Genomic DNA, 21,728 nt, shown 5'->3' on the forward strand with positions numbered 1-21,728 from the left:
TACCTGATGCGTGTTGAGAATTGAGTTATGTAATTGAGAATTAAAATCAGATATCACAAAATCGCGTTGCTTGTTGCATTTCTTACCATTCGTGACACTTTAAGATAAAATTAGTTTTGTTAACAGTAGTTACGCTGTAAATTATCCATGCTGCTGAGTATCTAATTCACCTTTTTACTGAGTTTTGAAGGCAGGGATGAATGATGCCTTTAAATATGACATGTAGGCGTAGCCCAACCTAGGCATCGCTGGCTTAAAATTTGTGTCTCCAACCTTGATTTGGCTATTTTTTAAGCATTATTACTTATTGACAAATCGTTAATAACCCTAACCTATCACGAATCATTTCTTACGTATTAGACCCTATAACTAGCTCCTTAATCTATGAACCTGACGTTTCCAAGCCAGTATGACTTCGTACCGCGTTACTTCCGACTAGCTGTTGCTAATGTCCTGTCAAGTATTATGGTGCCACTGGCTAATCTAATCAGTATCATCTTCTTGGGTCATCTTGAAGAAATTCACCACTTTGCTGGAGTCACCCTCGCTGGAAACTTGCTTAACTTTCTCTACTTCGTTTTACTCTTTTTACGAATGGGAACCACTGGAGTAACAGCGCAAGCAGTCGGACGAGATGACCGAGAAGGTGTGCTGTTGGTAGGACTGCGTAATGGTTTAATTGCTCTGGTGCTGGGGATTGCGATCATACTCTTGCAATACCCTTTGGGAGAGCTTGGGTTTGCTCTACTAAATGTTACCCCAGAGATAAAATCTTCAGGTCTTGCCTATTTTAACACCCAAATTTGGGCAGCGCCTGCGGTTTTGCTCAATTTTGTGCTGATAGGTTGGTTTTTAGGGCGGGAAAAAAATGGCTTAGTTGTGGTGTTGTCAGTTGTTGGGAATGTTGTCAAAATCGCACTTGACTACCTGTTTATTATCCACCTAGGATGGGAAAGTACGGGGGCAGGAGTTTCCTCTGCGACAAGCCAATATGTGTCGTTGTTGGTGGGATTGATATTTTTTTGCACAGAAATCCAGTGGATTGAGGTACGAGCCGTAGCTGGAAAAATATGGGAAATCTCAGCGATAAAATCTAACTTGACCCTCAATGGAAACATCTTTATCAGCAATTTAGTTCTTCTATTTATCTCCTTAACATTTAGCTATCAAGGAGTACAAATGGGGACGATGATTTTTGCTCAAAATGCCTTGCTGGCGCAAATAATCACTTTGAATACATATTTTGTAGACGGACTGGGATTCGGTACAGAAACTTTGGTCGGAAACTTTAAAGGAAAAGGAGCTTCACAAAAATTAGCACCCCTGGCTGGTGTTTCTGTCTTAACTGCTCTGGTGGTAGGACTGTTTTTCAGCGGAGTGTGTGTGCTATTCCCCGATACTGTTTTTAGGTTGTTAACTAATCACACCGAACTCACCTCTAACATAGATATTTTTGTTCCTTGGTTGCTACCCGTCCTAGTACTTAGTTCAATAGGTTTCATCCTGGAAGGATACTTCTTGGGCTTGGCACAAGGACATACCCTCCGCAATGTTAGCTTAGTTGCTCTTGTAGTGGGGTTTGCGCCTACGGATTTTGCTGCCATTAAGTTTTCGAGTAACCATATCTTGTGGTTGAGTATGTGTTTGTTCTATGCAGTCAGAATGATGATGCTTGGGGTAAAGTTGCTTAGTACATTTGAGAGTGATGTTGAGAATGGTGGTGCCTCCCTCCCAGCTTTAGAAGCAAACCGCGCCTTGACTCTGGCTTTTGAAGAAACCCGTGAACAGATAATGGTCGAAAATTTGCAGGTAGGTCAAGATGAGAAGCCATTTACTAATTAATGTACGGATTATTTAAACCATAAGTCCTACTCCCATTCCTCAAGGAATGCTTCAAACCGCACCAACGCCAGAGGCATATTCTTTCGTCCAAATCCAATGCGGAAGTAGTTACCCGGAAAGTTGTAAATGCGTGACGGCATAACAAGTACGCCTTGCTTATGTACAAGAGCCTCTGCCAACTCATCAATCGGGCGATGCGCCTTGTAGTGAACGAATCCGACACACCCTCCTTGAGGACGAACCCATGAGAAGCGATCGCCATGTCGGTCGAAAAAGTCGTCAAGCAGTCCAAGGTTTTTATCCACTATCTCGATGTTGCGACCCAGAACAGCGTCTTTGCTCCGGAGAGCTATAAGGGAGAGTACTTCCGACGGTGCGCTGTTGCAGATTGACGTATAGTGTTTCGCTATTTCTGCTTGATGGAGGAAGTCTTTGTCTTGTGTGACAATCCACCCAACTCTTAAACCCGCAAGTCCGAACGCCTTACTCATGACGCCGAGGCTGACACCCCGCTCGTAGCGAACCGCAATTGGCGGACCCCATGTTGTCGATGAAGGACCGAGAAGGCGGAATACCTCGTCAGAGAAGATGTAGATTCCCCGTTTTCGGGCAAGGTCGATAAGTGCCGATGCTTGATCGTCCGTAAGTACCGCGCCTGTCGGATTATGAGGGAAATTTATGATAATGAGTCGTGTACTCGGCGTGAGAGCATCTTCGATGGCGTTGATGTCGATTTGCCACCTGTTCTCTTCCTCGAGTCGCACGGCAGTGACACGCGCTCCGAAATGACGAGGTAAGTCTTCGAGGGACTGATAGCAAGGAGTGATAACAATTACGTGGTCGCCCTCTTTCACGAGAGCTTGCATACTACAAAATATTCCGTCTTCTGCACCCGCAAAACACACTACGTTCTCTAATTCAAGACCTTGATAGAGCTTGGCTATCTCGTTACGGAGAATCGGAAGACCTTTCACCTCGGTGTAACCAAGGTGGAGTCTGCTCCATAACAACTTCGATTCATCGTCAGCTAGCGAAAGAATCTCTTCGAGCGACCGAGATTCGGCATCACTGCAACACAGAAGATAGGGAGCTTTGAATTCCCAGGGCGAGAAGTATTCTTCCAGACGAAACACTGACAACATCATGTTTTCCCTGTCTTTCTCTGTTTCATTTGTCCAAGAATTTGGCAAATGCTCATGTGACATACTCCACACACTCCCAATGAGAGTGAGTGTGGGCTTCTCAATGACTCCTCTATGAGGACATTAATTGAGCTTTTAAGGCGTGTGTCCCACGCGCTTTTATATTAATTGAGGCGTTCAAATCTCGGCATAAATAAATATAGCACACTGGACAGTTATGCATTCTTTGCGATAGAGATTTTTTGACTTTGTGACCACAGCTAGAACATTCTTGACTAGTGCCGTTTGGGTTTACTTCTATTACCAAAAGTCCAGCATTTTCGGCTTTGACTGAAAGTATTGACAAGAATTGACCCCACCCCGCATCATTCACACTTTTAGCTAGTCGTCCCACCGCAAGTCCTTTAATATTTAACTTCTCTACAGCTACAACGTCATACTTCTTGAGTAAGTTATTCGCCGTTTTGAAGTGAAAATCTTTTCTTGTGTCTGCTACTCGCTTGTGCTGAATGGCTAGACTTTTTATTGCTTTCTTTCGACGGTTTGAGCCTTTTTTTCTACGGGAAACTTTGCGCTGTGCAGACTTTAATTTACGTTCAGCTTTTCTCAAAAACTTAGGCGCTGCTATTCTTTCGTTATCAGAACTGACATAGAAATCAATCAAACCTACGTCAATCCCAACGATATTGTTAGCATCAAAATCAGGTTTTACTGTTGGTACAGTCTTATCATCTAAGCTTAATGTTACGTAATACCCGTTAGCCTTTTTAGTGACTGAGACAGTCTTAATATCAAAACCAGACGCTCCTACGTCGCTACCGCTTGCGCTATCGGGTATTTGACGATGCACAACGACTTTTACAGTCCCAATTTTTGATAGATTGATCTTGTTATTAGCAAAGTTCTTACTATCAAACTGAGGATAAGTGAAAGTCTTGTAACTACCTTGACCTTTGAATCTAGGTCTACCAGATTTCTTACCGCTAGAGTCTCCTTTTAACCACCTATCAAAAGTTATTTCAGCCTTTTTAGGAACTCCCTGTAAAACTTGAGAATGGATTGACTTGTACCAGGGTCTGCCCTTTTTTAACTGGGTTAATGATGCTTTTTGTCCATAATAATTGGGTTTATCTTTTAACTCTGGTAAATGACAAATCAAAGGACATCGGTCTATAGAACATCTGTTTTTTTCATACCAGTCAAAGCGTTGAGCCAATAAATAATTATATTGGCAGCGCAACATATCTAGTGTATTGTCGATAATTTCAGCTTGTTTTTTGGTTGGCTTTAATCGGTACTGGTAGGATGTTCTCATTTTTGTTTCCCTTGTTTTTCGACCTATTAATACGATAACATAAATAGGAGACAAATAGGAAACAATATGAAAACAGAATATATTAGGATAAGAACCACCTTGAAAAGATTTAATAAGTTAAAGTTATTAGCTGAATCAAAAGAACAATCAATGACAAGATTGATAGAAGATTGGATTGATTCACTACCTGAAATAAAGAGTGTTCATTCCTCATCGACCAACGTTACTGATTAAAATCAGTTGTTGGTCAATTCGTTACTCACCAAAATTCATCTCATCGCTCATCTGAGTACAGATTGAGCGAGAGGCTTCTTTTGTCTTAAGCTAATTTGTCAACCGACAACTCATAAAGGCTGCCGGCAACCAACTACTTTTGATCGCACCCCAATAATCCCGATCCAAATTTATAGGCACATTCGTCTAAAGCAGTTAACAGATAGCCTCCTTCCTGCACTAAACAAAGTGGTATAGATGCTTGGGCAAGGATATGACCAATTTCCTCGAAAATAGAGGGTTGCAGATGCCAACCGCCATGAGGATCATTGATAATAATGTCATAGCCAACAGAAACAACCATAGCCCCGCAGCCAAAATCTAATGCCTTTTTAATAAGCTCATCAACTGCACTTAAATATTCTTCTGAACTAGGTGAATGGGAAAAAGGAATGAAAGTTTGTCGATCGCTGGCAGGTTGAACTTCTTTGTAAGGATAACTCAGTATTGTTGATCTGTGAATAGAACCAAACCAAACATCAGGTCGTGATGCAAGTATTGCAGCAGAACCATTGCCAAAATGAAAGTCAATATCAATCAGTCCCACGGGACTTATCCCAGATTCTTGAAGCGTAACTACAGCAGCAACTGCATTATTCAAAAAACAATACCCTCCTAGCCAAGCAGGACCTGCATGGTGTCCGGGAGGTCTGCACAAAGCATAGGACAAGGAAGCACCCTTAACCACTTGCTGTGCTGCGGCGATCGCAGTTCTAGCTCCTTCACGAGATAAGTCATAGACTCCCGCAAATAGAGGAGTATCTGGCTGAATACCCTGGTCAACATAAGGATACTCAAACAGTAGCTCTTCTCCTACCAGCGCTCGATTCCAATGAGCTAAAAATCCAAGATACTCCTGATGATGAATTTGTTGGAGAATGCTATCAAGATAGCGATCGCTAACCTGTACTGTGGAAAAATGGCATTGAGGAAGACGCTTTAGACCTTGAATAATACACTGGCTGCGTTCTTCAACTTCTCTGCCTGCTGTATTTCCCTCAGAAGTCACAATGATTGGAGATGCTCCTTGCATTTCTCTTTGCAAGCTCACCTCCAGGGACAAATGACTCATGCAATCACCTTCCGCAGACATCTATCTGTAGTTGTCATGTCGTTCCTTATTACTTTAATTGACCTTCACGGGTTATATTGTCATGCTAAATAGCTTATCCAAGCATCTTCCGCATTCGAGGACCAAAATCTTCAAAGCTACTCTTTTGATAAAAATGGTAAGTGCTAGAAAAGCTAGGGAATTCATGGGTTGGTAAACAAACTTCTATCCGAGAAATTCCTTGTTGACGACAGTAGGTTTCAACCGCTTGCATGAGATTGTCACCCATATTTTGACTTCTATGGTCTGGATGAACCCATAATTCCTGAATTAGTACATATGAACCCTCAACATGAATCGTTTCTTGCACGCTTAAAGTAATCAAACCGAGGATAGAATGATTATCCCCTTGTGGATTGGCAACGAAAATAGCACCAGGATATTTTCCCTCAATCAGACGCTGACAAACTTCTTTTGAAGCAGCGGGAAGTTGAAATTCTGGAATACCTCTTATTTCTGCTAACAAGGAACTAATGCCTGCAATTATGCCGGGAATATCAGTTAACTCAGCAGAACGAATCTGGTATGCTTGTTGAGCAACAGGCTTAGGCAGAGATTTTTCTAAAACTGTCCCTGTCAGCCAACGAGATGCGGTTTCATCTTCTGGGTTGTCAAGCATTTTCTGGAAACGCTCTTGAAGCAGTTGGGTGACAGGACCAGGAAATTGGCTACTGAGAACCTGTCCACCCACCGCAGAAACAGGACGGATCTGGTGATAAGTTCCGGTAACAAATACTTCATCCGCCACCATTAAGTCTCCCAGAGGCAGGGGTACTTCTTTTACAGGAATATTTAATGTATTCGCAAACGAAATCACCAAACGCCTTGTGACTCCATCAATACTCTGAGGAAGAATAGGAGTATACAAAATAGAGTCTTTGACGATAAAAATATTTGCTCCTGTCATCTCGCAGACGGTTCCATCTGGATTTAACATGAGATTACCGTCAAATCCTTGTTGTTTGGCATTGCGATCGGCAGCAGCTTCGACAGCGTAAAAGCCACTAATTTTAGCCCTAGAGAGGGTAGAACCGGCTGAAGGACGACGGATATGACTAATCCCTAAAGTCAGTGGTGGTAAAAATCCTGAACTGTCAGAGCGCCAAGCCATAACCAGTGCTGCCGTTGGGAATGGAGAAGGATCTAACGCTAAACAATTTCCGTTTGGATACACTAGCAAACGCACATATCCCTGTTCTAAATTGTTCTGATTTATGGTTTGCCACAATGCTTTGGTAATTTCTTCGGGTTCTTTAGGGGATAGTCCCAAAGATAACATTGACAATCTTAATCGGTTGAGATGTAAATCTAATCCTAATATCTTTGAGCCATTGGGAGTGGAGTAAACTCGAAATGCTTCAAAGGCAGCAGTTCCGAAATTGACAGCATGGTTATCTGCTGGCAAACATGCAAGCTCAGTTGGCACGATGCGTCCATTAAGGTAAGTCCAAGAGCAAAATTCTAAAGCCATATAGCAATCCTCAATTAGTTGTGAAAAATTATACTTAACGATCGGCTGGTCTAAATTAACGTAGATACCATACTCATGGGTTTTGCTGAAAAATTAGTGGTGTTGAGGTTGCGTTTCTATAATGTCATCTTCCATACGGCAGGTTTCCTGAATGATGAGGCTGTACAGTGCGACCATAAACTCTCCATCTAGACCATGCTGCATTCCCAGTTCCCGGCGTCGTTGTTTCACGGCTTCCACCCGATCCGGTTGCATCATGGGAATGCCTTGTTGCTTCTTAAAGTTAGCCACCCGTTTACAAATTTCAAATCGCTTGGCTAATGCCTCAACAATCTGAGAATCCACGGCATCAATTTCTTGTCTAAAACCTTCTAATCCACTCATGGTTTCCACTACCATTTTCACTAATTACTTGTTATTGCTCATCAAATTAAGCGATCGCCTAATTTTCTCTTCTTTACATCTCTTTAGAGACAGCCTCTAACCCTCCTCGATCAACCATATTTGAATATGATGGCAGCGAAACTTTAATTAAAGAAATCGTTTTATCTGAAGTGCTATACCCACTATGGGAAACACCAGCGGGAGCATAGTAAATGCTACCATATTCTAGAAGTTTTTCTTCCTCACCTACTTTCATCATGATTTGCTCATTGAGAATAATGCCAATTTCTTCTGTAGTAGTTGTATATCTAGGCAATTTCTCATTTGCAGGAATTTCCAGAATCGCTATCTGAAACCAGGAACAAGCACCGAACTTACAAGGAAAACCTGTAGTTTTATCTATCGTCGGCTTTAAGTTGAGGATAGGTTCATCAATATGTTCATTTAATTGAGATTTTATTAGATACTTTATCTCAACTCCTAGAATGGTTTCTTCCGAAAGAATTACAGAACCATGAGGAATATTAGCTGCCGCTACATACACTTGCTGAAATGGCTCTAAAATTGCTTTCTTACCATCGACATTAATTTCCACACAACCATTAAAAATCATACCCATTTGGCTTTCTGGATGTTGATGAGGCTCAAAAATTGCCTTTGGCATAATCTCAGCTAATTGAATGACTATTTCTTGACACTGGAAAAGAGTCAACTCTAAATCTGAGCGCGGCTTGATGGTTTGAGGAACTGGAAAAAATGTTGACATTTTTGAATGTGATTGAGAAAAAATAACAGGTTAATTTTTGTTTTCTAGTATTAAGGTCTATCTGAAAAAGTTGATTTTTCGCGCACTTTGTGTACCAAAAAACAAAGTAAAGCGCTCAATACTCAACTCAACCTATGCATGAGAAACTTCTGATTGGAAAAGTTTGGGATTTTTGATACCAATCACTCCCTGCTGCCTATTCTGCTTGCGACCATATACGAGCCAAGCCGTTTGGATAGAGCCAATAACTTCATCAACTACTAATACATTAGGATTTTCTTCAGCAAAGCGCAAAGCCGCGATCCCGCTATCATACTTACCTACAAGCAAGTTTTGTCCTACCAGAGGTTTAGCCGTCTCATAGATCAAGGTATCCCAGCGTTCTATATTGACATAAGCCTGCGTAGCAGGCATTAGTCCTAAACTACGGGGATGTTCTACATCGCGACGGCTCAGTACTCCCATAGCACGAGTTGGACATAAAAAACTATCAATCACGAATACTTCCCGAAAGTACTTTTCTGTTAATTCATAAACTTTAGGATGAGCCGAATTTTGGATGATAAAGTCAACTTTACCATCATGTAGTAGCTCCAGTGCTTTTAAAAGATCGTCGAACAATTCTACTTTGGCATTAGGCACTTCCTGAAACTCAATGTAAGCTTCAGTTGCAAGCTCATGGCAAGTGCCAGAAGGTCCCAACGTTGCGAAAACGAGTTGGTTATTCATGACGGTAATGTGTGAAGGTGAATCCGATTATCTACCTGAAAAAAAGTATTAAAAACTGTTTACAAAGCAAAGTAATTTCGGACTTGCTTAAATTAGGCTTCAGAAATTTATAAACTTATGCACGCAGTTTATTATAGCTATCAAAAGCCTCTGTTTCTATTCCCTGGATGTAATATTGGTTGGGATCAAAAGCTCCATGCGTTGTGATCATCATGGCATGGATCAATGCCTTTGCTTTCAGCATTGTTTCTTCAAACTCCATCTGGGGATCAGAAAGCGCCACAATGCCACCACCAACCCCAATCGAGGTTTGCTCAGGAGTCAGCACAGCGGTACGAATGACAATATTCAAATCAGCCGAACCATTCAATCCCAAAAAGCCGATCGCCCCTGAGTATACTCCCCGTGCTGACTGCTCTAATCGATCAATAATCTCCAAGGTTCTGAGCTTGGGGGCACCTGTCATAGAACCGCCAGGAAAGGCGTTGCGAATGCAGTCTGTGGCGCTGATATCGGTGCGTAAATGACCGCGAATCGTCGTTACCAGTTGATGCACCGTAGCATAAGTTTCCACATCCATCAATTTGGGAACATGCACAGTACCGACTGCACAAACCCGTCCTAGATCATTGCGAAGCAAATCCACAATCATCAAATTTTCCGCTCGATCTTTTTCGCTGTTCCGCAATCTTTCACGCAGGATAAAATCTTCTTCGGGTGTTTTTCCTCGTGGTAGCGTCCCCTTGATGGGCTTTGTTTCTACCCACCCTTGGCGATCAATGCGTAGAAATCGCTCTGGAGACGAGCAGGCGATCGCCACATCCCCAAAGCGCAAAAATGCAGCATAGGGAGCAGGATTAATGCCGCGTAATGAACGATAGAACGCCAGTGGATCGGGAGTCGTGTCTGTGTTAATCTGGTTTGTCAAACAAACTTGATAAGTTTCTCCTTCGTGAATTTCTTGCAAGCATGTCTTAATATCACCCAGGTAAGTCCTTTTAGACCGACTTAATCGAAAAATAACAGGTGTCTGAGCCTTCTCAGGAATAATAGGCAACAGGGGAGGAAGGTTGTTAATTTGTTGTCCGATCCATTCAAACCAGGCTTCAGAGGCGGTTGTTTGTCCCTGTTGAATCAGGCAGAGCAGATAAAGCGTTTGCTCTTGGTGATCGATCGCAATCATCCGATCAGCCAACAGAAACATGGCATCGGGTAAGCTAGAGGGGTAGTTTAATTGAGATCCACACTCTGCCTTTAGTTCATAGCCAAAGTAACCCACAAACCCGCAGTTGAAATCGAAGGGTAGTGAATTAGATGGGCAGTGTCGCTGTTCAATTTCCCGCTTGAGATACTCGAAAATCCCCTCTGTCCTACGGCTGATGGTATCGGACTTTGTAACTGTGAGTTCCTGGGTTAGCGTCTGATAACGAATCAGCAGACTGTTTTCCCCACTGCTATCTCCCATGAAGGAAAAGCGAGAAAGACCGGCTTCAACACGACTGCTGTCTAGCCAGAATGCATTTGGTGATTTGCCAAACAGATGCACAAACATCTGCTCGGTATCGGGACACAGATTCAGCTTGCGCGTACAAAGTTCAAATTTTTGCTGCTGTTTTTGCTCAGAAGAACTTGAAGGCATTGGAGCAGTCTTGTTATCTCCTGTCCAATACTGTTTTTTTGGACTGCTGCCTCGCTCTTGGGCAAATTTTAAAGTAATTTCTCTAAAATTCTCTAACAAGGCTTGTCCATATTGACTACAGATTGACTCTGGATGAAACTGCACACCCCATAGTGGCAAAAATCGATGGCGCAGTCCCATCACAAGGTTGTCGTCCGTCCACGCCACTTTTTCTAAACAGTCCGGTAGGTCATCGGAAACCAGCAACGAATGGTAGCGCACAACAGAAAAAGGAGAAGGAATTCCTGCAAACAAATCAGTCCCATTGTGATAAACTTCACTCTCGCGACCATGCCGAACCTCTGGCGCATGAATAACTTTTCCTCCGAACACATGACCAAGCCCCTGATGTCCAAGGCAAACGCCTAGAAGCGGCACATGTGCATTTTGAATAGCTTGACGACAGATACCAAAATCTTTTGGGTTCTCCGGACGACCAGGACCTGGTGAAATCACAATGTTATCAAATTCCCACTGTTTCAATTCATCCCATGCAACTTTGTCGTTGCAAATCACAGTGGGATACTCTCCATTGACTTCTGCAATTAATTGATAAAGGTTAAAGGTATAAGAGTCATAGTTATCAATAATCAGGGTTTTCACATTCTAATCCTCTTAATTGGTTTTCTAACGATCTCGCCAAATCTAATTCAATCCACAGGGGTAAATTAGGGTTTAACTCACCCTAATATCTTGAAAAAATTTAGCCTTGGTTTTCGGCATTAGTCTTTCATTATTTATACAGATAAAAAAGACATAACACAAGTGATATAGAAGAGTTACTTAAAGTAGTGTATGTTTTAATATCTCAACATAATTCTGAAGCATTGAGCGAATATCTTTACAACTAAAATACGTCTGATCGTATTCTACACATATACTTACATTTCCTGACAATGAATCCATTGAAACACCATAATTTAAAGGAAAGTTAAACTTGTCATGAGACCTTCTCCGCTCTACCTTTAAGCCAGTATGCTCGGAAATATTTTTGTCATTATGGAAATGCACAAAATTAAAGGTAGCGAAAAATAACTCAGGTTGTTGTTGGTCTGACAAAATTTCCAGAAGTGGATACCTAACATATGGTTCTATATCAATTAGGGATTGCTGCACATTTTTAATTTGTACGCTTTTATCTTCTGTAATTAGTTGACAAAACGGAACAATATTCCAGAACAAGCCCAAAGCTCCGAACGGATCAGATAATCTTTCTGTCCTACCATTTGAGATAATTCCTACAGAAACTGTCTTTTCTTTCATCACAGTAGCAATGAGGTCAAGGTAGGTACTCAGGAAAATTGCTTTTGGTGAAACTTTCAATTTTCGAGAGAATTCACGTAAATCAGTCATGATTTCTGAGCCAAAGTTGTATTCTTCAGCAACAGCTTCTACTTGATGCCCAGAAGTGGTTAACGGCTTCAATGGTTTATATCTGTAGTTTCTCAAGTGAAGCTTCCAGAAATTCGATGCGTCTGGTGAGCCAATTATCTCTTTCTCGAAAGCGACAAACTCACTGTACACATTGGCAGCAGGGGATACTGTTATTTCTTCTCCTTTTTTGAGAGCAGAATATAACTCATACAATTGGTTGAGAAATTCAATACTACTCCAGCCATCTGTAATTGCATGATGCGTTGACATAAATAACTCAAATCTATTCTTTGCTTTCCGAAAAAGCCATAATCTAAAAAGTGGCTCATTAGGATTTTCCACATTGAACAAATTTTGCCTATCTTGTTTTACGAACTCATCAATATAATTTTCCTGTTCCTCCGATTTTATGTTGCTAATATCTTGCTCGTTGATGGAAAATATCAGATTATTTTTAACCACCTGACACACTGGTTTTCCGTTAGAAGTGATAAATACGGTTCTGAAAGCCGGATGTTTTTGGATGCTTATTTTTAATGCCTTCTTAAAGGCATCTAGAGAAAGATTGTCATCATATATATCGTATGATTCTTGTCCATGATAAACCCCCATTTTTTGATGGTCATTCGAGTAATGATGCAACATAAACTCCTGCATTTTGGCAAGAGGATATGCTAATTCGATATCGTCAGGTAGTAAGTCAGAGATATTTTGTGGAAGTTCTAATAAATGTAGGGGTACAGGAAGGTTATTTTCCTCTCGCTGATCATTGTTTATTTGTTGAGCAAGACTATTAATGGTCACATCAAATACATCAGGTGTATAACCTTGTGTATTCGCAGATGAACAATGAACGATTAGCGATCGCAACCTAACAACAAAATCTTCAGCGAGATTTTCAACTGTGCTACGTTGGTGAAAATTTTCGCTATATGTCCAATCAAATTTTAACTGACCCTCGGTTACCAGTCCGTTAATATCTAACAGATGACTACTAGTTTCTTGCTGGCTATGTTCTGCTCCAACTGATTCGGGGGCTAGTTTGAAGAAAGAATTTTCTTGCCTTCCCCAATCAAATTGCCCCAGGTAGTTGAAACTAACTTCAGCTTGTGATATAGCTGAGAGTTGAGAGGTAATTTCTGCATTCCCACTCAAATAGCGCAGCAAACCGTAACCAATTCCTCGGTTGGGAACAGGACGGAGTTGTTCTTTGATCGATTTAATTGCATCTCCTAGATTATCTGTTGCTTTTAACTCTAAAAGTACGGGAAAGGTTGTCGTAAACCAACCGACTGTCCGCGATAAGTCTACATCTTCAAAAATATCTTCCCGTCCATGACCTTCAAGGTCAAGCAACACAGAGTTACTGCCAGTCCACTTACTTAAAATCTGCACCAGAGCAGTCAGCAAGATATCATTTATCTGAGTTTTATAAGCTTTGGGAACTTCCTGCAACAGAGCGCGGGTTTCTTCAGGTGAGAGTGACACCGATACTATGCGGGTAGATGCGACAGTGTTAGCACCTAATACATAGTCCACTGGTAAACGGGTAATGTGTTTACGTGAAATGCCTTGCCAATAAGTGAGTTCTTTCTTTGCAGTATCTGAACGTGCGTAAGAATTTAGTTTCTCAGCCCAATCTTTAAAAGATGTCGTTTTCGGGCGAAGCTGAATCTTTTCACCACGACTAATCTGCTGGTAAGCTGTTTCCAAATCCTCTAACAAAATCCGCCAGGAAACGCCGTCTACTGCTAGGTGGTGGATGATTATTAGTAATCGGCTGGCTTTGTCAGTACCTAGAGCAAAAAACGCTACTCGCGCTATTGGTCCAGAAGAAAGGTTCAAGCTGGTTTGTAGGGAAGTAGCAGTGGATGCGATCGCAGCTTTTTGCTCTGTCTCTGGTGTTGCAGATATATCTACATGAGAAAAGGGAATGGTATCATCAGGCTTAGTATTAATCTGTTCCCAATTTGAATCAGACTGCACAAAACGTAAGCGCAGCGCATCATGATGTACCAATAATTGTTGCACCACTTGCGACAAAAAAGCGGGGTCGAGTGTTTGTGGTACTTCCAGCAGAAATGACTGGTTGAAGTGGTGAGGTTCTGGGAAATTTTGGTTAAAAAACCATTGTTGGATGGGTGTCAGAGGGAATGTCCCAGTTACCAAACCTTGTTCTGCCCTCACTGTCTGGGTGACGTTAGTCACTGCTGCCAATTCAGCGATCGTCTGGTGTTGAAATATCTGCTTGGCAGTCAGTTGCAGTCCAGACTGTTTGGCTTTAAAAATAATCTGAATGCTGAGAATGGAATCCCCACCCAATTCAAAGAAGTTATCATGAATGCCAACTTGCTCAAGGTGCAGAACCTCACCCCAGATTTTGGCTAGTATTTCTTCAGACTCGGTGCTAGGTGCTACTAAATCTGTTTCTAGTTCATTACGTGCTGTATCAGGTTTGGGTAATGCACGCCGATCCACCTTACCATTAGGGGTAAGAGGCAGAGCAGACAAAATCACAAAGACAGATGGAACCATGTAATCTGGCAGCTTCTGCTTCAGGAAAGAGCGCAATTGATTTTTGATTTCCGAGTGTGAGCGAGTCACTACATAAGCCACTAAGCGTTTTGACCCCGGAATATCTTCAGAGTCGATGACTACTGCTTCTGATACTTGCGGATGTGTAATCAGTACGGCTTCAATTTCCTCTAATTCAATGCGAAAGCCTCGCACCTTAACTTGATTGTCAATTCGACCTAAAAACTCGATGTTGCCATCGGGTAAATAACGAGCTAAGTCTCCTGTTTTATAGAGACGTTCCGATTTGTTGAAGGGGTGAGGAATAAATTTCGCATCTGTTAAATCTGGACGGTGGAGATAACCTCTAGCTAAACCGACACCGCCAATATGCAATTCCCCTGGTACACCAATGGGGACGGGTTGCAGTTCCGAATCTAGGATGTAGGTTTGTGCATTACCAATAGCTCTGCCAATTAGTTGCTGTGGTCGTGTATCTTCTATTACTAAATTCGATAAGTTATACAATGTTGTGAATATCGTTGCTTCCGTAGCACCGTATCCGTTAATCAATAGCGGCGGTTCTTTTAAATTATGGACACGCGATCGCTCGTCCATACACGAGTGCCACAGCTTCAATTTTTCTGGCAGCCATTTTTCTCCTCCAGTAGCAAATAGGCGTACTGATGGTGGTAGGGTTTCATTTGTTGCTGCTAATTCTGAGGTTAACTGATTCCAGTACGCTGTTACCAATATCAAGACTGTCAGTTTCCATTCCCGGCATTTCTGCAAAAATGTGGGGATAGAACTCAACATATCCGCAGTCCGCAGCACTAAGGTTGCACCAGAAACAAGACAGGGATAGATTTCTTCGCCTGCTGAGTCAAAACTAATTGATGCTGCTTGGAGGACGCGATCGCACTCGCCGATCCCATACTCATCTCTTGCCGATTGGGCGAAATTTACTAAAGATCGATGTTCAATCATCACCCCTTTCGGTTTTCCCGTAGAACCGGAAGTATAAATTATATAAGCTAAATTATGGGCTGCTAACTCAGTCTGTGGGTTGTTCTGGCTGTGAGTAGCGATTAACTGCCAGTCAACATCTAAGCAGATGACTTTTGCTCCCGTCTTTGGCAATGAGTCTACTAACTGCTGTTGAGTTAGCAATATCTGAGCTTGAGAATCATCTAACATATGAGCGAGGCGATCGCTTGGATAGGTTGGATCTAGGGGCACATAAGCACCACCTGCTTTGAGAATTCCCCACAATCCGACTATCATTAAAGGCGATCGCTCTACACAAATCCCCACCAGCACTTCTTCCCTCACACCCAGTTTTTGCAAGTAGTGTGCCAGTTGATTCGCAAGGGCGTTTAATTCTCCGTAGGTCAGTTGTTCATCTTCATACACCACTGCTACAGCATCGGGCGTTTTTCTTACCTGCTCTTCAAATAATTGATGGATACACTTATCTAATGGATAATCTACCTGTGTATTATTCCACTCAACTAACAATTGATGTTGCTCAACTTCTGTTAGCAGTGGTAATTGGGAAATAGGTTGAATAGGATTAGCGACGATCCCCTCTAGTAAAGTCTGGAAATTTCCTGCCATGCGAGCGATCGTCGAATCATCAAACAGGTCGCTATTGTATTCCCATTCGGCTATCAATCCAGAAGAGGTATCCTCCATTGATAGAGACAAATCGAACTTCGCTATCCCCGTTTCTACAGGAAATGAACTTACAGTTATCTCAGGCAAATCCAAAGATGGTATGGGAAGATTCTGGAGATCGAACATAACCTGAAACAGAGGCAGGTGACTTAAGGAACGCTCAGGTTGCAATGCCTCTACCAATTTCTCAAAGGGCAGGTCTTGATGAGCATAAGCTTGCAGCGATACTTCCCGCACCATAATCAGCAACTGCTCAAAACTGGGGTTGGCTGACAAATCAGTACGCAGCACTAAAGTATTGACAAAAAGACCAATTATCCCTTCTATTTCCGGGCGATTGCGCCCAGCAATGGGCGTACCCACTACGATGTCCTTTTCCCCTGTATAGCGATAAAGCAAGGTAACAAATGCTGCAAAAAACGCCATAAACGGGGTGACTCCCGCACGCTTGCTAAGTGAGTCCATAGCCTCACCTAGCTCCAGGGAAAGTGCAAATCGTTGATGCCCTCCCCGGTTCGTTTGAATAACAGGTCTTGGTCTATCGGTGGGAAGTTCCAGTAAAGTGGGAGCGCCTTCAAGTTGTTGCTTCCAATAGGATAGCTGTGCAAGCCCCTCTTGTTGGAACCACTGCCGCTGCCAAACAGCAAAGTCAGCATATTGTAGTGGTAATTCAGGTAGTTCAAAAACTTTTTGGGGGGGTTTGTTAGTCCCGAATGCAGTGTAGAGTGTTGCTAACTCTTGGACAAGTACGCCCATTGACCAACCATCAAAAATAATGTGGTGCGCTGTTAATATAAAGACGTATTCTGTAGAACCAAGCTGTAAGAGCCGCAGACGCACTAAAGGTTCTCGCTCTAGGTCAAATGGTCGCACTGCTTCAGTTGTAACTAATCGTTGCGTCTCAACTTCTCGCTCCCCTTGAGGCAGATGAAGCAAGTCCACGATTTCCAGTTTCAAACAAAGAGTTGCAGCAATAACTTGAACGGGTTGACCCTCTTTTGTGACAAAGTTTGTGCGTAACGCTTCATGTCTTCGGACAATTTCGTTAAGGCTTGACTGTAGTGCAGCTACGTTGAGTTGACCGCTAAGATGCCAGACGATTGGGATGTTGTAAAATCCACTATCTGGCTGTAATTTGTCAAGAAACCACAATCTAGCTTGTGCAAAGGAGAGCGGGAGGTTTCCTGTCCTGCTAACTGGCTCAATTGCAGAAACAGCGTCCTTGTGTAAAAATGCCAGAATCTCTGCTTTGCGTTCAGCTATCTGAGCTTGGAGTTGCGGTGTCAAAATTCCCTTAGGAGCTTTGCATCGTAGCCGCTCACCATCAAGAAAGAGTTTCACATCCAAACTACGCAGGTAAGACAAAAAATCGTATATATTCATACTTCAATCTCCTCGTAGTCACCATCAGATGTATCAGAAAAATCCTGTAGTTCTTGCACAGCCCCATAGATTATCTCACAATACTCAGCAAAGCTAGCTATGGTTGGTGCTTCAAATAAGGTTCGTATCGACAGATCCATTTGGAAGACTTGGCGTAGCCGAGATATGATTTGAGTGGCGAGCAGGGAATGACCACCGATTTGAAAAAAGTTGTCGTGGATACCTATATTTTCTAAGTGAAGCACCTCTTGCCACACAGCAGCAATGGTTCGCTCCACCTGAGTGTGGGGTGCTACGTAAGTTGCTTCCACGTCAGGTCTAGTTTGGTTAGGTTTGGGTAATGCACGCCGATCCACCTTACCATTAGGGGTAAGAGGCAAAGCATCCAAAATCACAAAGGCAGATGGAACCATGTAATCTGGCAGCTTCTGCTTCAGGAAAGAGCGCAATTGATTTTTGATTTCTGACTGTGAGCGAGTCACTACATAAGCGACTAAGCGTTTTGACCCCGGAATATCATCAGAGTCGATGACTACTGCTTCTGATACTTGCGGATGTGTAATCAGTACAGTTTCAATTTCCCCTAATTCAATCCGAAAGCCTCGCACCTTAACTTGATTGTCAATTCGACCCAAAAACTCAATCTTCCCATCAGGTAAATAACGAGCCAAATCTCCTGTTTTATAAAGCGCGAAGTCCGGTCTTGGGGTCTCCCCAAGATGAGGAACTTCGTAAGAGAGACGTTCTGATTTGTTGAAGGGGTGAAGAATAAATTTCTGTGCATTTATATCTGGACGGTTGAGATAACCTCTAGCTAAACCGACACCTCCGATATGCAATTCCCCTGGTACACCAATGGGGACGGGTTGCAGGTTGCCATCTAGGATGTAAATTTGCACATTAGCAAAAGGTTTCCCAATCAGTTGCTGTGGTCGTGTATCCTCTAGTACTAACTGTGATAAGTCGCACATCGTTGCCAATACCGTTGCTTCCGTAGGACCGTAGCCGTTAATCAACAACGGTGGTGACGCTAAATTATAGACACGCGATCGCTCGTCCATACACGAGTGCCACAGCTTCAATTTTTCTGGCAGCCATTTTTCCCCCCCAATAGACAACAGTCGTACTGATGGAGGTAGGGTTTCATTTGTTGCTGCTAATTCAGAGATTAACTGATACCAGTAGGATGTTCCTACCATCAAGACTGTCAGCTTCCATTGCCAGCAATGCCGCACAAATGTGGAGATAGAACTCAACATCTCGGATGTACGCAGCACTAGCGTCGCACCACAGAGCAGACAAGGATAGATTTCTTCTACAGCGGCGTCAAAACTGATAGAGGAAAATTGGAGGACGCGATCGCTATTACTCATCCCATACTTATCTGCTACTGATAGGGTGAAATTTACTAAAGACCGATGTTCAATCATCACCCCTTTCGGCTTTCCCGTAGACCCGGAAGTATAAATCACATAAGCCAAATTACTGGCTTTTACCTCTGTGTGTGGATTTTTCTCGCTGTGATGGCTGATTAACTCCCAGTCGGTATCTATGCAAATTACCTTTGCTTGCTTTTGCGGTATTGAGTCCACTAACTGCCGTTGAGTTAGCAGTACCGAAGCTTGAGAATCATTTAACATATGAGCAAGGCGATCCGCAGGATAGGCTGGATCTAGGGGCACATAAGCACCACCTGCTTTGAGAATTCCCAACAATCCTACTATCATTAAAGGCGATCGCTCCACACAAATCCCTACCAAAACTTCTGGTTCCACACCCAATTTTTGCAGGTAGTGTGCCAGCTTATTTGCCCTTGCATTTAATTCTCGGTAGGTCAGTTGTTCATCTTCAAACTCCACCGCTACAGCATCCGGTGTCCGTACTACTTGCTCTTCAAACAACTGGTGAATGCACTTATCTAATGGATAATCTTTTGTAGTGTTATTCCACTCCACTAAAATTTGGTGTCGTTCTGCTTCGGTCAACAATGGCAATGCTGAAACACGCTGAATAGGATTGGTTAAGATGCTTTTGAGCAAAGTTTGATAATTTCCTGCTATTCGTTGTACAGTAGAAGCATCAAACAGGTCAGTGTTGTATTGCCAGCAAAGCTGAAACTCGCTACCAGCTTCAATGATCGCCAAATCTATGTCAAATGCTGCTCCTCGTTGATGTCCTTCAATAACATATGGCGACATCACTAGAGATGATTTTTGGGCATTCTCGTACCAGCGATGCTTTTGCCAAGTTAAAGAAACTTGGAACAGAGGGGGACGGCTAGAATCTCTCTCAGGCGCAAGCTGTTTTACTAATAGGGGAAAAGGATAATCTTGATGCTTCTTAGCTTCGGAAACTGTATGACGTACTTGAGCGAGAAATTCTTTAAAGGTGGGATTTCCCGCCAGATTTGCCCGTAAAACTACAGGGTCTGTGAAGTAGCCGACAATTCCTTCAAACTCCTCTCGACCTGACCGACCCGCGACCGGACAGCCTACCAGGATGTCTTCTTGACCCGATAAGCGGTAAAACAGTACGAAGAAGGCAGCGAGGAAAATTCTATAAAGGCTGGTTTTTTCAGATTCTGAGAACTGTCTCAGCCTTTGGAGCAATTTTTCATCTAGCTCAATGATGTGTGTTGCTCCACAATAAGTCTGTACACTTGGTCGCAGTTTATCCAGAGGCAAATCTAAAAGCGGCAACTCACCCGTTAATTGTTTATGCCAGTATACCGAGAATTTCTCACCTTGAGAACTTGTCAACATCTCGGTCTGCCAAAGCACATAATCTGTGTATGAGAGCGTCGGAAGCGAGAGGATATTATCTGTTTGAGAATTTAAAATAAAAGAATCTTCAATAACCTGTAAAGAAGCTTGAGGCAATGTTTTTACTTCAGCGGCATACAGTAATCGGAGTTCATCAAGCAGTATGTCAAAAGACCACATATCCCCAGCTATGTGGTGCATGGCGAGCAATTGAATGTGTTCTTCTGGCGATCGTGTAAACAGATGTACCCGCAGCACTGGACCTGTTTCCAAGTTGTAGGGACGGTCAGCTTCTGCCAGAATTTGCTTCTTCAAATAGTCTAAGTTCCAACAAGAAGCATCTGTTACCTTAAAATCTACTTCTTGGTATGGGTGAACGACTTGAACAGCTTGACCGTCGCGCTCGGTATAGGTAGTTCGCAGCAATTGATGACGTTCGACAATATGAAGCCACGCTTGATGCCATGCCCCCAAGTCTAACTCTGAGCTTATCCGCACCGTCGTATAGATATTGTAAGCGATGCTCTGGGGTGCTATCTGGTAGAGAAACCACATCGCTTGTTGACCATACGAGAGGGGAAATTGCATAAATTACAAGCGTTTTTTTTATATTGAATTGAGGTAATTATAAACGTTCATACGCACTTAGGAATTACGCACGCTCTCAATTTTTTATTTATTGTGCATTAACGCGCTTTTCGTCATTTCAGGCTTTGCTCAATTGTCCTTTGATAAATAGCCTAGACGCTGCGCGATGAGTCAAGAGACATCGCCTAAAAAGTGTCGAAAAATCAAGGTTTAATGTCTGAAATCCATATTACACACATGGTATTTCCTGTCAATGCGTAAGTATTGACAGCAGTACTTTTTTCATGTTCTTTTCCTTTCATATTTAAAAGATCGCAGTTACATTACAAGACAATAGCAGTATATGATGATAATGAGGCAAGCATACATATTTTGATATAATCTCAGCTTCAGGACAAAGATGCAAGGACAGATAAGACAGTTAAGTAATTAATTGCTTCGACTAGCAGACAGATAAGACAGTTAACATCCATTCGATACTGGTTCAGCATCAGTAACACTGATTAGCTCTTTGTTTTTGTTGTTTTTCTAAGGCTGTTATCACTTTTTTAATCCGGTCAAAACGAGCTAATTTATCTTGATTACGCTCGTTGTCAGTTAGTCTTGTCATTTTAAGTACATCAAATTTATTCGCTTCGGATAACTCGCGAATTAAAGAACCTGTATCTTTTCACAGGGTTTATTTTATTTTCAAGATGCCTTGGGAGCTAGTTGTTGAT

Annotated in this window: 11 protein-coding genes; 1 reads left to right on the forward strand and 10 read right to left on the reverse strand. The window is 42.4% G+C overall.

Translation table 11 applies throughout. The features are described 5' to 3' along the window. Window positions 1-384: 384 nt before the first annotated feature. Window positions 385-1,842 carry a guanitoxin biosynthesis MATE family efflux transporter GntT gene (gene gntT / locus OGM63_RS14840; RefSeq protein ID WP_263746357.1) on the forward strand — a complete coding sequence of 486 codons (1,458 nt, stop codon included), beginning with the start codon at window positions 385-387 and terminating at the stop codon, window positions 1,840-1,842. 26 nt (window positions 1,843-1,868) lie between these two features. Here the strand turns inward: gntT and OGM63_RS14845 are convergent, their stop codons facing one another. The 10 genes from OGM63_RS14845 to OGM63_RS14895 form a co-directional block, all read right to left on the reverse strand. Continuing rightward, the gene (locus tag OGM63_RS14845; RefSeq protein ID WP_263746358.1) at window positions 1,869-3,047 is read right to left on the reverse strand and encodes an aminotransferase class I/II-fold pyridoxal phosphate-dependent enzyme; all 1,179 of its coding nucleotides are present in this window, start codon (window positions 3,045-3,047) and stop codon (window positions 1,869-1,871) included. Between the two features lie 49 nt (window positions 3,048-3,096). Continuing rightward, complete coding sequence (locus OGM63_RS14850) at window positions 3,097-4,353, reverse strand: RNA-guided endonuclease InsQ/TnpB family protein (protein ID WP_375340488.1); 1,257 nt, start codon at window positions 4,351-4,353, stop codon at window positions 3,097-3,099. Window positions 4,354-4,666: 313 nt separating this feature from the next. Beyond that, window positions 4,667-5,644 (reverse strand): arginase family protein, encoded by a 978-nt coding sequence (locus OGM63_RS14855; protein WP_263746359.1) that lies wholly within the window; start codon window positions 5,642-5,644, stop codon window positions 4,667-4,669. 94 nt (window positions 5,645-5,738) lie between these two features. After that, complete coding sequence (locus tag OGM63_RS14860) at window positions 5,739-7,154, reverse strand: GNAT family N-acetyltransferase (protein ID WP_263746360.1); 1,416 nt, start codon at window positions 7,152-7,154, stop codon at window positions 5,739-5,741. A 93-nt stretch (window positions 7,155-7,247) separates the two neighbouring features. Continuing rightward, window positions 7,248-7,553, reverse strand: a complete 306-nt coding sequence (locus OGM63_RS14865; RefSeq protein WP_263746361.1) for a chorismate mutase — start codon at window positions 7,551-7,553, stop codon at window positions 7,248-7,250. Between the two features lie 58 nt (window positions 7,554-7,611). Beyond that, entirely contained in the window at window positions 7,612-8,304 is a 693-nt protein-coding gene (locus OGM63_RS14870) for a cupin domain-containing protein (protein WP_263746362.1), read from the reverse strand. 132 nt (window positions 8,305-8,436) lie between these two features. Continuing rightward, window positions 8,437-9,033 (reverse strand): hypothetical protein, encoded by a 597-nt coding sequence (locus OGM63_RS14875; RefSeq protein ID WP_263746363.1) that lies wholly within the window; start codon window positions 9,031-9,033, stop codon window positions 8,437-8,439. 115 nt (window positions 9,034-9,148) lie between these two features. After that, the gene (pabB, locus tag OGM63_RS14880) at window positions 9,149-11,314 is read right to left on the reverse strand and encodes an aminodeoxychorismate synthase component I (RefSeq protein ID WP_318528462.1); all 2,166 of its coding nucleotides are present in this window, start codon (window positions 11,312-11,314) and stop codon (window positions 9,149-9,151) included. A 180-nt stretch (window positions 11,315-11,494) separates the two neighbouring features. Continuing rightward, a complete protein-coding gene (locus OGM63_RS14890) occupies window positions 11,495-17,659 on the reverse strand; it encodes a non-ribosomal peptide synthetase (RefSeq protein WP_263746364.1) in 6,165 nt (2,054 codons plus the stop codon). Then, window positions 17,656-21,009, reverse strand: coding sequence for a non-ribosomal peptide synthetase (locus OGM63_RS14895; protein WP_263746366.1), 3,354 nt, complete (start codon window positions 21,007-21,009; stop codon window positions 17,656-17,658). The genes OGM63_RS14890 and OGM63_RS14895 overlap by 4 nt, the downstream gene beginning before the upstream one ends. Between the last annotated feature and the right edge of the window lie 719 nt (window positions 21,010-21,728).

The organism is Plectonema radiosum NIES-515 (assembly GCF_025753815.1).
Taxonomy (GTDB): domain Bacteria; phylum Cyanobacteriota; class Cyanobacteriia; order Cyanobacteriales; family Nostocaceae; genus Hassallia; species Hassallia radiosum_A.

Coding starts and splice junctions, on each gene's coding strand:
- OGM63_RS14865 (WP_263746361.1), bottom strand. CDS start 7,553: ATGGTAGTGGAAACCATGAGTGGATTAGAAGGTTTTAGACAAGAAATT.
- OGM63_RS14870 (WP_263746362.1), bottom strand. CDS start 8,304: ATGTCAACATTTTTTCCAGTTCCTCAAACCATCAAGCCGCGCTCAGAT.
- gntT (WP_263746357.1), top strand. CDS start 385: ATGAACCTGACGTTTCCAAGCCAGTATGACTTCGTACCGCGTTACTTC.
- OGM63_RS14855 (WP_263746359.1), bottom strand. CDS start 5,644: ATGAGTCATTTGTCCCTGGAGGTGAGCTTGCAAAGAGAAATGCAAGGA.
- OGM63_RS14845 (WP_263746358.1), bottom strand. CDS start 3,047: ATGTCACATGAGCATTTGCCAAATTCTTGGACAAATGAAACAGAGAAA.
- OGM63_RS14860 (WP_263746360.1), bottom strand. CDS start 7,154: ATGGCTTTAGAATTTTGCTCTTGGACTTACCTTAATGGACGCATCGTG.
- OGM63_RS14895 (WP_263746366.1), bottom strand. CDS start 21,009: ATGCAATTTCCCCTCTCGTATGGTCAACAAGCGATGTGGTTTCTCTAC.
- OGM63_RS14875 (WP_263746363.1), bottom strand. CDS start 9,033: ATGAATAACCAACTCGTTTTCGCAACGTTGGGACCTTCTGGCACTTGC.
- OGM63_RS14890 (WP_263746364.1), bottom strand. CDS start 17,659: ATGAATATATACGATTTTTTGTCTTACCTGCGTAGTTTGGATGTGAAA.